Genomic DNA, 15632 nt, shown 5'->3' on the forward strand with positions numbered 1-15632 from the left:
CGAGGCCGAGCGCGAAGCCCACGAAGCCTTCCGTTGGGTACTGGAAGCGCGACGAGCAGGCTGGCGCCCGTTTCGAGGCGGAGCTGCTCGCCGTCCGTCGGCCAGGCACGCGCAGCGCCCCTGGACGCGTCACCGCTTCTTCTTGCAGCCCCCGTAGCGCTCCACGCTCTCGATCGCCGGCGGATTGGAGAAATATGTCGCGTCATACCCGCCCGTGATGAGGACCGAGCCGTCTTGCAGCGTCGTCGCGGTGTGGAAGGCCCTCGGGATCGGGTCGTCGATCACGGTCCACGTGTTGTTTGCCTCCTTGTAGATCTCGGCGCCCTCATCGCCGATGGCCATCACGCGGCCGTGGGACATGGGCGCCACGGCGGAGGCCCAGCTGTGGCGGAAATTCGGCGGCGGGGTCAGCGTCCACGTGTCGCTCGCGGGATCGTAGATCTCGGCGGTCTCGCCCGCATCGACGAGGACAACGATCTCCTCCTCGGTGCCGCCGTAGATCGCGCCGCCGCCGCCGACCACCAGCACCCGCCCGCTGGGCAGCAGCGTGGCCGTGTGCTGCATGCGAGGCAGGTTCGTCGGCGCCGCCGCCGTCCAGGCGCCCGTGGCCGGATCGTAGATCTCGACGCCGGTGCGACCCGCGGGCATCTCGTTGCCGTTCAACGTGTACCCGCCGGCGACGAGCACGCGCCCATCCTGGAGCAGCGTCGCCGTATGCAGGTGGCGAGTCACCGACATCGACCCTGCGGTGGACCATGTATTCGTGGCAGGATCGTAGAGCACGGCCTCCTTCAGAACACTGCTGTCGTCGCTGCCGCCCGTGCGCAGCACCAGCCCGTTCGGCAGGGGAGTCAGCGCCGTCTGGGCAAACTCCCAGCCACGGGCCGCCTCGCCGGGCGTGAGGGGGACGCTCGTCGTCGCGCCCGTGCTCGGATCGTAGACAAGCCCGCCCGGGCTGAAGAGCACCCGGCCGTCCGGCAGGGGCGCCGCGCCCACGGGGGCCAGCGGGTAGGGCAGCGTGCCGCCGGTCGTCCACGCGTCGGCGGCGGGATTGTAGAAGTCGACCGTCGTGGGGTAGGGGTAGTCGCCACTGCCGCCGGCGACCATCACCTGGCCGTCCGGCATGAGCAGGGCGATGTGCCGCTCTCGCGCCCGGGGCAGCGGCGCCACAGAGGACCACTCCGCGTGGACACCGATATGGCCGCGGCACTTCTTCTGCTTCTGCTTCTGCTTCTGCTTCTTCGCGTGGTGGTCGGCTGACGGCGCCGCGTTCACCTGGAGCTCCGCCTCCTCGAGCGCACCGTCCGCGAGCTCCGATGCAGGACCGCAGCCGGCGGCCGCGAGCGCGGCCAGGGAGAGGAAGGCGATCAGACCACGATGGCAGCGACCGGTGGGAGACATGGTAAGACCTCGTCGGGTGTTGGGGGAGGGCGGAGCCGTCCCCTGCGGGGACGCGCCACGAGCGCAACAGTGGATCATACCAGAGGATCGTGTCGGTGAGCGCGAGTTCCCCCCGGAGGGTCCGCTCCGTGGGCGGTCACCCGCAACGCAGACGCACATTGCGCTTCTCCTGTCCGTGCCAGGATCCGATGTGGAGGCCTTGCCAGATTCGGCGCGGAAAATCTCGACGGTTCACCGGAAAAGCACCGCGTCATTCGCTTCGGCCATTCCGGTTGGCTTCTGAATTTTCTCATTCCAGATCCGTTTTCTCAACTGACCGACTCCCATCCGACCCCGGACGTCGTGAGCCCGTCGGCAGTGCTGAATTGAGACGGACGTTGCGGTACGGTGCGCGCCCATGGCGAAGCCGAATCCCCGGATCTCGAAGGATCGTCAGCTCCGTCCCGTGGCGCGCACGGCGCGCGGTACCCAGCGGGACGATCGGCGCCCCAGGGTCGTCGATCTCCGCCTGCTGCGCACCTTGCTGCGGGCGCCCGACCTCCTCGACGAGCGCGCGGAGCCGCAGCCCCCGGCGTCCACGCTTCCTCTGCCCGGTGACGACGTCCCCCTGTCCCTCGACGAGATCGAGGCGGCCTTCCGCGATCAGGCCGTGACGCGCTTGCCGTGGATCCGACAGGCCGCGGCCGTGCTGGATGCGCGGCAGACGCCGATGAAGGCGGAGGAGATCGAGACCTTCCTCGCCGGGCTCACGAGGCACCGAGAGAAGCTCGGCCCCCGCAACGGGCCGGGGAAGAGCGACCTCTTCCTCCCCGGTGACGGCGGACGGCTCACGTTGAGCCTCGCCGCGCCCGGCCTCGGCGCGATGCGGCGGGCCATCCGCGAGCTGTCGCAGCCGGTGCTCGTCCAGCGAGCGCAGCGCTCGTCGCGAGAGGCGCAGCGCTCGGAGCCGGAGGCGCAGCGCACCGCGCCGGAGCAGCACAGGGCGGTCCGTCGCGCGGAGCTCGACGCGGAGGCGCAGCGCGACGCCGAGATCGCGCGCGCGTCCCGTCGCGCCGTCCTTCGCGTGGTCCCTTCCGCCGCGCATCCGCAGGCCGTGGCGCTGCTCGACGTCGGCCCGCGATCGATCCAGACCTTCATCGGCCGCGACGCCGCCGAGCTCGCCGGGCTGCTCGCGGGATTCGACGTGATCGCAGGGCTCCACATCCGCGACGCGCTGCACGCGCTGGGGTTCGACGCGGACCGCTGCCGGGTCGTGGACCTCGGGCCTCCGCAGGAGTCCAGGCGCCTGGACCGGGGCCGTACGCTCCAGATCACGCCGGAGCTCGTCATCGCCGGAACCACCCGCATCAGCCGTCCTCTCGGCGAGCCCGAGCGGGTGGCGCGCTACCTGTCCGAAGGCGACCACCAGCGGCTTGCGCGCCGGATCGAGAGCGATGTCAAGGCGCTCCACGCCTTCTACCAGTACGGTGTCCTCCACGGCTCCGTGCGGCTTCGCTATGGCCCCCTCGACGAAGCGCTGGCCACCGACTGGGCCCTGCCCGGCGACGTGAGCCTCCACCAGCAGCTGAAGAGCGCCCGCGAGAAGTGCGCGGCCGTCGACCTGGTGATCGGGGCAGCGCCGGGCTGGGCCGATCCGTGGTCGCGGGCGCGGCGCGTGCGCGTCATCGACCTCAGCTGGCCTGAGGTCGTCTTGACAAGGGACGAGGAGGGCAACGTCCTCCCGATCGGACGGGATGATATCCAGGCGATCCGCGTGGCGCCTGACGATGCCGCGCAGTGGGCGTGGAACGAGCTCCGGATCCCGGACGAGCAACCGTAGGGAGCAGGCCCCGTCGCCGTCCTACGATCGCAGAAGAGCGCCTCCGCCCGGTCTCGCCGCCAGCCAAGGAGCACGAACAGCGCCGCTCTTCGGATCGCCGCCGAGGTGGTCACGCACGGCCGCCGTGCAGTCGTCAACGCGCAGGAGGAAGCTCGTCGAGCGGGGCATCATGGCCCCGGTGATGGCAGGGTCGACCCCGGTGAGCGCCGCAAAGGCCGCACCCAGTGCAATGGCGAGCGATGATGTGGATGCACTGTCCGATGGAGCTCGCCTTGCTGCGCCTCCAGCGCGGGCGACCAAAAGTGTTATGGACACAGCGCAATCCCTGTTGCCGCGTGCACGCTGGCCGCGCACAGACACCCTGATGAATGCCTTGAGCTCAGCATAGGGAAGGGGGACCGACTTCAGATCAGCGCTTGACGCGGGCCGCCGCGCCATGGCCTCCTCGGTGCGAGGGAGGCTGCGATGGCGCTCGTTCTTCGACGCGTTCTCCGGGCGATGATCCCGCTCTGGATGTTTCTCGCTTGCGTGCTCGCGCAGGGAGGATGCCAGTGTGTGCGCGACGACCCGCCCATGGATCCGGCTCATGGCCTGATCGCCTGCCGGACCCAGCGCGCGCATGGCCCCGCCACGTCCCGCCCCACGCCAGAGGTCGAGACCGTCGCCGCCGGCACCCTGCCGGGGACGTTCTCGATCACGAGCACCGGGGAGGCCGTGTACACCATGGAGTTGGCTACCGTGCCCTCCCGCGCTGGCATGGGACCTCGGCTCCAGCTCGTCTATCGCAGCGATGGAAGCGACGGCGTACTCGGCGCGAGCTTCTCCATCGCAGGGCTCTCCGCGATCACGCGATGTTCGAAGAGCCTCGCGCAGGACGGGGAGATCCGCGGCGTGCGGTACGACCGCGAGGACAAGCTCTGCCTCGACGGCCAGCGCCTCGTCCCCGTGGGAGAGGGACCGGGAACCATCGAGTACCGGACGTTCCCGGAGACCTTCGTCAAGGTGGTCGGGCACTACCCTCCGGAGGGCGGTGCGCCCGCCGAGGCGCTCTTTTTCGAGGCGCACCTGCCGAATGGCCGCGTCGTCGAGTACGGGCGCACCGAGGGCAGTAAGCCGCTCGCGCGGGGCAGCGTCCCGCGCGTGTGGCTCGCGAACGAGGCCCGTGACGGCCGCGGCAACGCCATGACGTACGCGTATTGCCTCGCCGAGGCCGAGGACGGTCATGCCGCCGAGTACGCAGTGGACGAGATCCGCTACACGAGCTTCGAGGGTACGCCGTCGCTCGCGCCTTCCCGGGCGGTGCGCTTCGTGTATGGCACCAAGGACCCGGCCGCCATTCGCACCGGCTACTCGGGCGGCATGGCGCTCCAGCGCTCGCTTCGCCTGGAGGAGATCCAGATGCTCGGTCCGGGCGACGCGCTGGTCAGGAGCTACGGATTCCGCTACGAGCTCAGCCCGACGACGAGCCGGACGCTGTTGACTGAGGTCGAGGAGTGCGCGAGCGATCGGGTCTGCAAGCCTCCCACCCGCTTTCAGTACAGTCACGGGAAGCCGGGGTTCAAGCGGCTGACGACGGAGATCGACAAGCCGGTCTCCGAGCTGGCGAGCCCGATGGTGTTCGACATCGACGCCGACGGGCTCGACGATCTGGTGATTCCGGACATGGTCGCGGGGCTCAGCACGCCGTCGAATCCGATCACCGCGTGGCGGGTGGCGCGAAACCTAGGACCGCGCAGCTCACCGACTTACCTCGCACCGGCGGAGCTCGCCTTCCTCGAGGATTGGTTGTTCGTCGCCGATCCGGCTGGGCCCTCCGACCCGGCCCTTCTCCAGCCCGAGCTCGGGACGGTCCTGGACTTCGACGATGATGGGCGGAGGGACGTCTTGCTCCACGACGCCTACGATGCCAAGACCACGTGGCATGTGCTCCTGTCCCGGCCGGACCGGACCTTCGCGCTTCATGACACGGAGATCCGCCGGCCGTTCCCGCTCGGGGTCACGCCCGCGCCGCCGAGCCTGAGCAGCCCCGGCGGCTCGATGCACCTCGCCGACCTGGACGGCGATGGCATGCCGGATCTGCTCCAGTGCGAGGACCACGACCGCCTGGGACAATCGCCGATTCCGGCCTCTTCCGTGTGGACCGTCCACCTCTGGCGGCCTGTGCGCGGCGCGACGCCCGCGGGCTTCGACCCGACGGGCGAATCGATCGAGCTGCTCACCGGCTATCCCTGCGATACGGAGCTGCACACGCTCGACGTCGACGCCGACAGCAAGATCGATCTCATCGTGCCGTCCCTGCGGCGGTTCGGTGACGGGACGGTCCTCCTCGGAGAGAGCTACGACGCGATCATGCGCCGGGGCGAGGGACGCTGGGAGGTGATCGACACCGAGCTCCCCGTCGTGTGGGGCGGGGGCCGCGTCGTCTTTCTCGACGTGAATGGCGATGGCCTACCCGATGCCGTGGAATCCGGCTTCAGCCACCACGAGCTCATCACCTACCTCAACACCGGGCCGACGTTCGTGGCGTCGTCGTTCCGGACCGTGAACGCGTTCAGCTTCGGCGATTTGCTGGGATTGTCGGATCAAGACGCATTCTTTCGGTTCGCCGTGCCGCTCGACTTCAATGGCGACGGGCGGCAGGATCTCCTCACGCCCGTTCCACCAGGCATGCTGCTGGGCGGCTCCGATGCGCTCCCGTCCTGGGCCGTCCTGCAGGCGACCGGCGACCGCGCGGGGCCGCCGTTCAAGCTCGTCGATGCAGGCGTGCCGTTCGCGGCCAGCCTCGGCGATGCCATCACCCTGGCCGATCCACACGGGGCGCGCACCGGCGACGTCAATGGGGACGGCGCCCAGGACGTGATCCTGCCGCTCGGCGGCGTATTCAACATCTTCCAGAACCTCTCGGCCGATCAGGATCTCCTCGTCGCGGTCTCCGACGGGATGAACGCGCACGACCCGACCGAGCCGGACTTCGTGCCCAACGTGAGCATTTCGTACGGCCACCTGGCCGATGCGTCGGTCACGAGTGGAGGCGCGGAGGCGGATCCGGACCGGAAGAGTGCGCTCTATCTCGCGCGTTCCAGCGCGGCGGACGACTGCGGCTATCCGCGCCGCTGCATCGTGGGCCCTCGGCGGGTGGTCAGCGCGTACGCGCTCAATAGCGGCGCGGATCGACCGCGGCGCTTCGAGGTCAGCTACCGCGACGGGCGCTACCACCGGCTGGGCCGGGGATTCCTCGGGTTCGGAGAGCGGATCGTCACCGATCTGGATACGGGCGCCGCGAGGATCGACGTCTACGACCACGTCACGTACGACGACGAGCTGCAGGTCTTTCCTTTCGCGGGGCACGTCCAGCGGACGTGGCGCTGGGCGCCGGGGTTGCCCAGCCAGCCCAGGCCGGACCAGATCGAGCTCTCGTTCCTCGACGTGAAGCGGACGGTCGTTCCGACGAACGACGGCGCGACGTACTTCACGCTGCCGACCGAGCGCCGGGTGAGGCGAGCGCAAGGGGTCTATCCGCCCCCGAGCGGCGCGATGCCCTCGATCGAGACCTACGTGCGCCAGGTCGAGGGCGGAGACGACGGCGCGACACTGCTCCGCGACTCGGTGTCGAAGGTCACGGAGTTCGACGAGTTCGGCAACGTGCGCGCCGAGGAGGTCTCGACGAGCGGCGTCGACCTCACGCTCAACGTCACGCGGACCTTCAAGAACGACACCGAGCGCTGGGTCCTCGGCCAGCTCGAGACGCAGAAGGAGTGCAGCGCGGCGGCGGGGCTGTCGCAGTGCCGGACCCTCACGCGAACGACGACGATCCACGGCGAGGTCGATACCGAGTCGACCGAGAGCGACGACGGCCTTCCCGACACGAAGCTGTCGCTCACGTACACGCACGATGACTTCGGGAACATCACCGGCGTCACGGCGGAGGACGCCTTCGGCCACAAGCGGACATCCACCACGGAGCTCGACGAGGAGGGCCTGTTCCCCGAGAAGTACGTGAACGCGGCCGAGCACACGACGATCGTGGAGTACGACGACGCGCTCGGCGTGCTCCTCAAGCGGGTCGATCCGAATCAGCTCGTCACGGAGTGGAAGTACGACGGCTTCGGGCGCCTCGGCATCGAGACGCGCCCGGACGGCACCACGACGACGGTCACGCTCTCGCGCACAAAGGACGGCGGCCCGAGCCAGGATGCATGGCGCGTGATGCAGCAGAGCACGACGACCGGCGGCGCCGACGACACGGTGGAGTACGACAGCCTCGGCCGCCCGATCCGGTCGTGGTGGTACGGGCCCGAGCCGGAACCGTCGCAGGGCTGGGGCGAGGCGAAGCGCATCCTGCAAGAGATCGGCTACGATGCGCTGGGCGAGCACATCGCGCGGCGCTCGGTGCCGGTCAGCGAGGATACGCCCGAGAGCGAGCGGCTGTACGACCGCTACGAGCACGACGCCGTGGGCCGCGAAGTGCGCCATACGACGCCGTGGAACGCGGTCACGACGGCCGAGTACGACGGCCTGCTCGCGCGCGTCACCGACCCGCTCGATCACGTGACCGTGACCGAGCAGGATCCGCTGGGGCGAACCGAGGCCATCACCGATGCGGCCGGCGGGATCACCCGCTATGGTTACGGCCCGTTCGGCATGCTGCACACGGTCACCGATCCAGGCGGCGCGGTGACGCGCACGACGCGCGACGCGTTCGGCCGCGTCCGGCAGCTCGACGACCCCGATCGGGGCACGACGCTTTCGATTCATGACGGCTTCGGCGAGCCGATGTCACAGGCCGATGCGCTCGGACGCGAGATCACGTGGACGTACGACGCGCTCGGCCGACCCGACACGCGCGTGGATCAGCTCGGCGCCGAGCTTCTGACGACGAAGTGGACCTGGGACACCGCGGCGCACGGGCTCGGCAAGCTCCACAGGCTCGCGAGCCCCGATGGCGACAAGACGTACGGATACACCCGCTTCAGCCAGACCGAGACGATCACGCTCCGCATCGATGGAGAGGGCGCTCCCCTGGAAGCCAAGCTGGGCTACGACGATCTCGGCCGGATCGATACGGTCACGTATCCTGCGCCTTCCGGCGCGGCGTCGTTCGTCGTGGCCCACGACCACGACCCGCATGGCCATGTGCTCGCCGTGCGCGACAGCCAGACGAACGCCGCGTACTGGCGCTTGACGGACGTGGACAGCGCGGGGCGCTTCCGGGAGGAGGTGTTCGGCAATGGCGCGGTCACGGAGCGGAGCTACCTCGCCGACAAGCAGCGTCTGAGGCACATGGTGACGCAGAGCGGCGCGGGCGAGGTGCAAGACCTGGACTATGGTTACGACGATCGCCTGAATCTCACCCGCCGCACCGACGCGCTCCAGCCCCGGAACACGACGGAGCGCTTCCGGCACGACGCGATCCACCGGCTGACCTGCGCGTACTTCGGCGAGGTGGAGAGCGCGTCGGCGCCCTGCGCGCTCCGCTACGACTACGCGCCGAACGGTAATCTCACCTTCAAGTCGGACGTCGGAACGCTTCTCTACGACGACCCGGTGCACCCGCACGCGGTCACAAGCGCGGGAACGGACAGCTTCTCTTATGACGCGGTCGGCGATCAGATCGCGCGCCCCGGCGGCACGACCGTGCGCTATACGCCGTTCGACCTGCCGGAGCGCATCACGCAGGGCACGAGCACCATCACGTTCGCCTATGACGGCGACCAGCAGCGGATCCGCAAGACCACGCCGGACAAGGAGACGCTCTACTTCGGCGATTTGTACGAACGGGTCACCGAGGCGGCGTCGGGCACGGTAGAGCATCGGTACCACGTCCACTCGCCGGAGCGCGTGGTGGCGATCGTGACCCGGGGAGGCCCGGATGACGGCACGCGGTACGTGCATGTCGATCACCTCGGCTCCGTCGATGCGCTCACCGACGAGGACGGCGACGTGATCGAGCGGCGGAGCTACGACCCGTTCGGGCAGCGGAGAAACCCCGTGTGGGGAGAGCGCCCGCCTGCGTCGTTCTCCAGCGAGACGACGCAGGGGTTCACGGGGCACGAGAGCGACGACGAGCTCGGGCTCGTGAACCTGAAGGGCAGGATCTACGATCCCAGGATCGGGCGGTTTTTGACCACGGACCCGATCGTTTCGATTCCGTCCTTCGGGCAGAGCTGGAATCCGTACAGCTACGTGCTGAACAACCCGCTCGCGTACGTCGACCCGGGCGGCTTTCAGGAAGCGCTCCCGGAGGACGGGGCTGCCGGCGCGGAGTTCACTTCGGACGAGCTCGGCCTGCCGCCGATCGAAATCGAGCTGGTCCTTCCATCCTCGGCGCGCGGGGCGCGCGCCGACGTCGAACCAAACACCATGGCTGCCGAGACGGGCGGCGCCGTGCCGCCGATCGACGTCAGCACGACCGGAAGCGCGTCCGGGTACGTACCGCAGCCGGTGACCACGGCGCCGATCGACTGGTCGCAGAACCCCTATGTCCAGGTCGAGGGAGGGTTCGTCGCCGGATTGCTGCTCGGGGCCGTTCCTTTCGCCGGCGTGGGTCATGAGCTGCTGGACGCCGCCGGCGTGGTGGCTCATGGGACCCCGGAGGCCAGGATGGGCCTGGCCATCGGGCAGCTCGTGGGTGGGATTGCCCTCACGATCGGGGGCTTGACGGGGGAAGTCTTCGGTGGCGTCACGAGCGCCACCGGAATCGGCGCGGCGGTCGGTGTGCCCGCGATCGTGGTGTCGACCGGGCTCGTCGTCGGTGGGGTCGGCAACATCGCGGCGGGGCTCCAGGGGCTGTCGCAGGCGATGATGTCGCAAGGGTCGGGTAGTGGAGGAAAGGCGGTAGGTCAGCGGCGACCTACCACAGCGCAACGGGAACGAACCTTTGAAAAGAGCAAAGACGCCGATGGGACGCCGCGGTGCGAATACTGCGGACGCGAAATCAGTAAGGAGCCCGGTCGGCCGAGTTCGTATGAAGCCGATCATCGACAACCGTACTCGCGCGGCGGACCCACGACGGACGAAAATCTAGTTCCATCGTGCCGAACGTGCAATCGGTCCAAAGGAGCTCAAACGCAGGAGGAGTTTTTAAGACGATGAACCATGAAGCGGCCAGTTTTGTTTGCTCGCACATCTTCGACGGCAGTCGACCCGTGCTCCTTGTCGCGAGAGAGCAGGGGGATTGGATGTATCTTTGCGGCGAGCCACACGGCAGCCATGAAGAGTACCATGTGATTGGACGAGAGCACCTTATTCAACGCGATCCAACGCTAATAAACACGCTTGATCTACCCGACCAAACCGAGGCGGAACGCGAGTCAGTGGGGGGTCAATGGGTTCGAAGGGCGCTCACTCCCGAATAGATGCATCGTGGAGGAGCGACGCCGAATGCCACCCAGGATGGGTCGGCGGCGCCGCCGATCGACGTCAGCACGACCGGAAGCGCGTCCGGGTACGTGCCGCAGCCGGTGACCACGGCGCCGATCGACGGGTCGCAGAACCCCTATGTCCAGATCGAGGGAGGGTTCGTGATCCGAACACAAAACACCTTGACTTGAAGGTGGATAGGCGAACAGATGTTTATGCGGAGCAACGAGGAAGGGAGCAAGTGCTTCATGAGCACTACAAGCCACGCATGAACAAGATCAATCCTGTTAGCCCTAGAAATCCAAGGCGCCGAGATTATATCGACGCTGCCAACGTGCTGGAGTAAGCAGTGAAGAAGAGAAAGATCTCCTATGGGGTTGGCACATAGTTCGCTGTACCTTTGCCTTCGGGCGGTTATGGAACCGGATTCGTGGCAAGAGCGAACGGCATGGGCGAGGTATTCGGATACTTTTTCGGACCTCGACGTTCTACCATCTTCTCCGATGACGCAACCAGGACGCTACGACCTGAAGATGCTGTGATGATGCGATTATTCGGAGACCTCGGACTCATCCGAAGGGAATGGCCGATAATCGGCACCGATTCAGAGCTGGACATAAGCCGCTGGAAGATGCCGGGTTTCGTGTACCGCGACGACACGACAGGAAAGACGTGGATTCGGTACTATGACGAGCGTCGGCTTGGCTTATTCGTTCGTGAAGAACCGTGCGATCCGGCGATGGAAAAATCATTGCCAATGGATGGCCTGTCTGGACAGGTAGCATTGGAGGTGCACCTAGATAAGATTCTTCCCTGATGAGCAAGCTATTATGGGAATAGCTTTTATAGTTGCGGCCCGTTCGGCATGCTGCACACGGTCACCGATCGAGGCGGCGCTGTGACGCGCACGACGCGCGACGCGTCCGGCCGCGTCCGGCAGCTCGACGACTCCGATCGGGGCACGACGGTCTCGGTCCACGACGGCTTCGGCGAGCCGATGTCGTCGACTGATGCGCTCGGACCCGAGGGCTACACCTGGCACCACCACCAAGACGGGACGACGATGCAGCTTGTATCTTCGAACATCCACAGGATGACAGGCCACACTGGTGGCTTCGCATTTGGGAGGCAGTGATCAATGCCATGACAACCATCGAAACCCCTGGGCCGAGGCATCACTGATGCAGATATATCAAAATTCGAGCAGCGCATCGGGGCGATTCTTCCGGAGCAGTATCGTCGATTTCTACTCGAGTTCAACGGCGGCATCCCTACGCCAGGCACAGTTGACGTCGAAGGCTTGCCTGGTGCGTCGACTGACGTGCAAGTTTTCTTCGGAATTGGCAGCTCGATAGAGTCGAGCGATCTCAACTGGAACCTGACCACGCTCGCCGAACGACTGGAAGATGAGCTGCTGCCGATCGCGATTGACTCCGGTGGGAATGTGTTCTGTCTTGTCCTTCAAGGAGACGACCGCGGCGCTGTCGTTTGCTGCGATCTTCAGCCCGTCTTTGGTGACCTTGAAGCCTCCCGGAGCTATTCCCGTGACATCGAATTTTGATACATTCTTGGAAATGATACGCCCGTTCTCGGGACGGGGTGAGCAGCAAAAGCGCTTCCACTGAGAGCGACGATGGCCTGCCTGACATGAAGCTGACGCTCGCGTGCACGCGCGATGACTTCGGAGACATCATCGGTGCCCGGTCGTTCCAGAGTACACAAGGGATCCCTCCACGGAGAGGCGACACGCCGCAACCCGTGGCCCAAAGCACCGAGGAGTCAGACGCGTGCATAGTACCGAGGAAGTCTCCGAACACATGGGTAACGCCTGCGGAGGAGATGGAGGGAAGCCGCGCGGCCGAGGGGAAACCCGCCGAGCGAAACGCGCTCCGGGCACAGGCTCGTCGGGCGGGCCCACGTGGAGCGAATCGGCGCTGATGCCCTCGATCATCAAGCCCGCCTCGCGGGCCCTGGCCTGCACGATCAGGCCGACGGCGCGATCCGACAGGCGGTCGCCGAGGTGATTCCAGCGGTTGATCCCGACAACAGGGGGCCATGTGAAGGCAGCGCAGCAGCGTCGAGCCACGCGCGCACGGCGCGCACGGGACAGGTGATGGCGACGAGGCGACGGCGCCACGCAACGGAGCGTTGACAAGCACGGGCGTCCCCGCCGAACCTGACCGTGACGAATGGGACGCCGTGGCCCTCGACTCTTTCCTCGTGCGCGTCTTCCACGAGGAGGCGGGCGGGGTGGTGGCCCTGCCGGAGCGGTCGCGATCCTGGTCGCGATCGCGATCGCGTTCAGCCTGTACGTGCTCGCGGCGATCCTGGCGGCGATCGGCGAGGTGCTCGCAACGCCGTATCCGTGGGTCGCGCTGGTGCTCGTCGGCACAGGTTATATCGCTTACCGCGAGCGCCTCGCACGGCGCGGGCGGGCGGGATCGGGGGGCGGCCGCCCGCTCGTGGTGCTCGCGGTGCTCGCCGCGCTGACCGGCGTTGTTGCGCTGATCCTGTTCGCGCTCGTGATGATGCTGAGGATCCCCGCCGTCTGGATCCTCCTCGGGGTCGGCGGCGTCGGCTACGCGATTTACCGAGTGGCCCGGCGGATCCGGCGCGAGCGCCTGGAAGTCCTTTTCCTCGACACGGTGGCGGCCCGCCATGCGTCGGATCCCAGGGCTGTCGAGATGCTCGGCGCGCTCGAGCACCGCGGAAGGCACGAGGCCGACGCGTGGCTGCTCGTCGCAGCCGACGCCGCGAGCCGCGCACGATACAAGGATGCCCTCGCGGCCCTGGAGCGGGTCGCTGCGCGAGTCCATGGCATCGGTCGGCTCTCCTCGGGCATGGCGCTGGCCTTCCCCGGGCTGCCTGCGCCGCTGTCGTTCCGCCCGGAGGGCGGAGGAGCCGGCAGCGTCGAGGTCGCGCTGGCCCAGATGCATGTGCTCGCCGGGGCTCCGCGCAAGGCGCTAGGTGCGCTCAAGCTCTCCATCGCCGACCCCGCTTATCCCCTGGGCGCGTGCGCGCTGGCGGATGCGCACGTCGCGCTGGGCGAGATCGACCAGGCAACGACGGCGCTGAAGCAAGCTGCGGATGCTTCGAGCTGTCCCCCCGAGCTGTCGCGCAGCCTGCGTTACAAGCTGGCGAGGTTGCTGGAAGATCACGAGTCCCGCTCCGCCGCCGTGCGCGAATTCAAGGCGTTGGTCGCTCAGGGCGGCCATGAGGACGCGGCCGAGCGCCTCCGGGCGCTGCGGGCAGAGATCAAGCAGGAGCAGCGACGCGAGGAGGAGGCGCGGACGCTCGAGGAGGAGGCGCGGACGCTCGAGGAGGAGGCGCGGAGGATCGAGGAGGCACGGAGAATCGAGGAGGCGCGCGTCGAGGAGGAGGCGCGCCGCCAGCGGGCGCTGCGGGCAGAGGAGCAGGCAACGCTCGATCAGGCGCTCGCAAAGCTCGAGGCGGCGAGGGGACCTGCCGGACGGAGGAGCGCCGTGCGGGCCGGCCTCGACCGGCTCACGCTCCAGGAACTGCGCGATCAGCTCCTGCTGGAGGCCTCCCGGATCGAGGTCGATGCTGTCCTGGAGAAGGTGGATGGGCTCAAGACCGCGGCAGCGAAGCGCCGCCACCTGCTCGCCGCGCTCGAGGCCCTCCGCGCCGACGAGATCCCGGACGACCTGCAAGCGCAGCAGATCCGATGGATCGAGGAGGCGCTCGCGGCGCTGGAGACGTGACGATGGCAGATCAGTATCCGCCCAGCACGCCGCCCGAGCCTCCCGCAGCGCCGCCCGGCCCGAGCCCGGTGCCGAGCCTGGAGGGGCTCTTCCCGCGGCCCCATCCGTCGAGCGAGACGCTCTTCCTGCTGGGCGTCGCGGCCATCGTGCTCGGGCCGTTCGCCGGCGTGCCGGCGATCCTGCTCGGGCGGCTCGTGCTCCGCGAGATCGCCCGCTCGGAGGGGCGATACACAGGTGAGGCCAGGGCAAGGCTCGGCTTCCGCCTCGGGTGGGCCGGGACCCAGGTCTACACGCTGCTGTTACTCTACGTGATCGGCGCTGCCTCCGGACCCGTTGCGCTCACCGTGCTCGGGGCAGGCGTCGTTGCCGGCCTGGCGATCGCGATCGGCGACAGCGTCGCGGGGGCTCCGCGGCCGTTCGCGGCCGCGGCACGGGCGTCGCGCCAGGCGCCGTGGGGGATCTACCCAGCTGTCGCCGGCCTGCTCGGCGTGGGCCTCGCGGGCTTCCTCACGAAGCAGAGCGCCGACGAGCGTGCCCGCGTGGAGGCGCTCGCCGCCTGTCAGGAGGCGCGCCGCAGCGCGGGTGAGGCGCTGGAGGCGGCGAGCTTCGACCTGGCCCGGTCGCATCTCCTGGAGGCGCGGAGCACCTGTGTCGAGGGGGCGGCGCTGCAGGAGGCCGCGCGCACGGAGGCGGATGTCGACGCGAGGGAGCGCGAGGCCATCCAGCAGCGCGCCGAGGAGGAAGCCGCCCGCAAGGCGCGGGAGCGCGTCGAGGAGGAGCGGGAGCGCGCCGAGGAGGAGCAGAGACGGGCGGAGAGGGAGCGGGCGGCCGCTGTGCGGTTCAAGGACGTCGCTCCGGCGATTGCACGTCAGGTGCAGGTCGCCTCCGCCAGGGCAACGCAGCGGCGGTGGGACGATGCCCAGGCCGCGTTGAGCCAGGCGGAGCTCGCGCTGGACGAGTTCCGGGGGACCGACGTGCAGCGGTCGGAGCGCTGCGCTGGGCTCCTCGAGCAGGTCGTGCGGCTGCGGCCGGACGTCGACGCGGGCGTGGAGCAGACCCGGCGGCGGCGAGAAGAGGAGGAACGGCGGCGGCAGGAGCTCAAAGCGGCGGCGGAGGAGAGACTGCAGCTGATGAAAGAGGCCGCCGAGGAGAGGCGACAGGCGAGCCTCCGGGTGCAGTGCTGCGACGGCACGCTCTCGCCGAGCTGCCTGTGCGGCCGCCCCTCGTACCGTGGCTGCTGCTCGCATCATGGAGGCGTCTGCGGTTGCGAGGATTGAGGGGAGGCGTTTCATCGGGGGCCTGGCTGGTGATGCCTCTTGGGCGCGCCCTGA

At 68.2% G+C, this 15632-nt stretch carries 8 protein-coding genes and 1 pseudogene; 8 read left to right on the forward strand and 1 reads right to left on the reverse strand.

Going from position 1 to position 15632, the window contains the following annotated elements:
- Positions 1-129 precede the first annotated feature (129 nt).
- A complete protein-coding gene (locus tag WME75_RS16350) occupies positions 130-1401 on the reverse strand; it encodes a Kelch repeat-containing protein (protein ID WP_437491785.1) in 1272 nt (423 codons plus the stop codon).
- Between the two features lie 397 nt (positions 1402-1798).
- Between WME75_RS16350 and WME75_RS16355 the strand changes: the two genes are divergently transcribed.
- The 8 genes and pseudogenes from WME75_RS16355 (at position 1799) to WME75_RS16390 (ending at position 15578) form a co-directional block, all read left to right on the forward strand.
- Complete coding sequence (locus WME75_RS16355) at positions 1799-3220, forward strand: hypothetical protein (RefSeq protein WP_437491788.1); 1422 nt, start codon at positions 1799-1801, stop codon at positions 3218-3220.
- Positions 3221-3685: 465 nt separating this feature from the next.
- Complete coding sequence (locus WME75_RS16360) at positions 3686-10312, forward strand: RHS repeat-associated core domain-containing protein (RefSeq protein ID WP_437491790.1); 6627 nt, start codon at positions 3686-3688, stop codon at positions 10310-10312.
- A 263-nt stretch (positions 10313-10575) separates the two neighbouring features.
- Positions 10576-10770 (forward strand): hypothetical protein, encoded by a 195-nt coding sequence (locus tag WME75_RS16365; RefSeq protein WP_437491792.1) that lies wholly within the window; start codon positions 10576-10578, stop codon positions 10768-10770.
- A 209-nt stretch (positions 10771-10979) separates the two neighbouring features.
- Entirely contained in the window at positions 10980-11396 is a 417-nt protein-coding gene (locus WME75_RS16370) for an Imm26 family immunity protein (RefSeq protein ID WP_437491795.1), read from the forward strand.
- A gap of 27 nt (positions 11397-11423) precedes the next feature.
- A pseudogene (locus WME75_RS16375) lies at positions 11424-11714 on the forward strand (HNH endonuclease); the annotation flags it as partial.
- 39 nt (positions 11715-11753) lie between these two features.
- Positions 11754-12140 carry an SMI1/KNR4 family protein gene (locus WME75_RS16380; protein WP_437494839.1) on the forward strand — a complete coding sequence of 129 codons (387 nt, stop codon included), beginning with the start codon at positions 11754-11756 and terminating at the stop codon, positions 12138-12140.
- Between the two features lie 751 nt (positions 12141-12891).
- The gene (locus WME75_RS16385; protein WP_437491797.1) at positions 12892-14301 is read left to right on the forward strand and encodes a hypothetical protein; all 1410 of its coding nucleotides are present in this window, start codon (positions 12892-12894) and stop codon (positions 14299-14301) included.
- 2 nt (positions 14302-14303) lie between these two features.
- Complete coding sequence (locus WME75_RS16390) at positions 14304-15578, forward strand: hypothetical protein (protein ID WP_437491799.1); 1275 nt, start codon at positions 14304-14306, stop codon at positions 15576-15578.
- Positions 15579-15632 lie beyond the last annotated feature (54 nt).

The organism is Sorangium sp. So ce1014 (genome assembly GCF_051521505.1).
In the GTDB taxonomy this organism is placed as follows: domain Bacteria; phylum Myxococcota_A; class Polyangia; order Polyangiales; family Polyangiaceae; genus Sorangium.

Excerpts from the sequence above, each read along its gene's own strand:
- WME75_RS16365 (WP_437491792.1), top strand. The coding sequence starts at position 10,576 with ATGCATCGTGGAGGAGCGACGCCGAATGCCACCCAGGATGGGTCGGCG.
- WME75_RS16390 (WP_437491799.1), top strand. The coding sequence starts at position 14,304 with ATGGCAGATCAGTATCCGCCCAGCACGCCGCCCGAGCCTCCCGCAGCG.
- WME75_RS16355 (WP_437491788.1), top strand. The coding sequence starts at position 1,799 with ATGGCGAAGCCGAATCCCCGGATCTCGAAGGATCGTCAGCTCCGTCCC.
- WME75_RS16360 (WP_437491790.1), top strand. The coding sequence starts at position 3,686 with ATGGCGCTCGTTCTTCGACGCGTTCTCCGGGCGATGATCCCGCTCTGG.
- WME75_RS16350 (WP_437491785.1), bottom strand. The coding sequence starts at position 1,401 with ATGTCTCCCACCGGTCGCTGCCATCGTGGTCTGATCGCCTTCCTCTCC.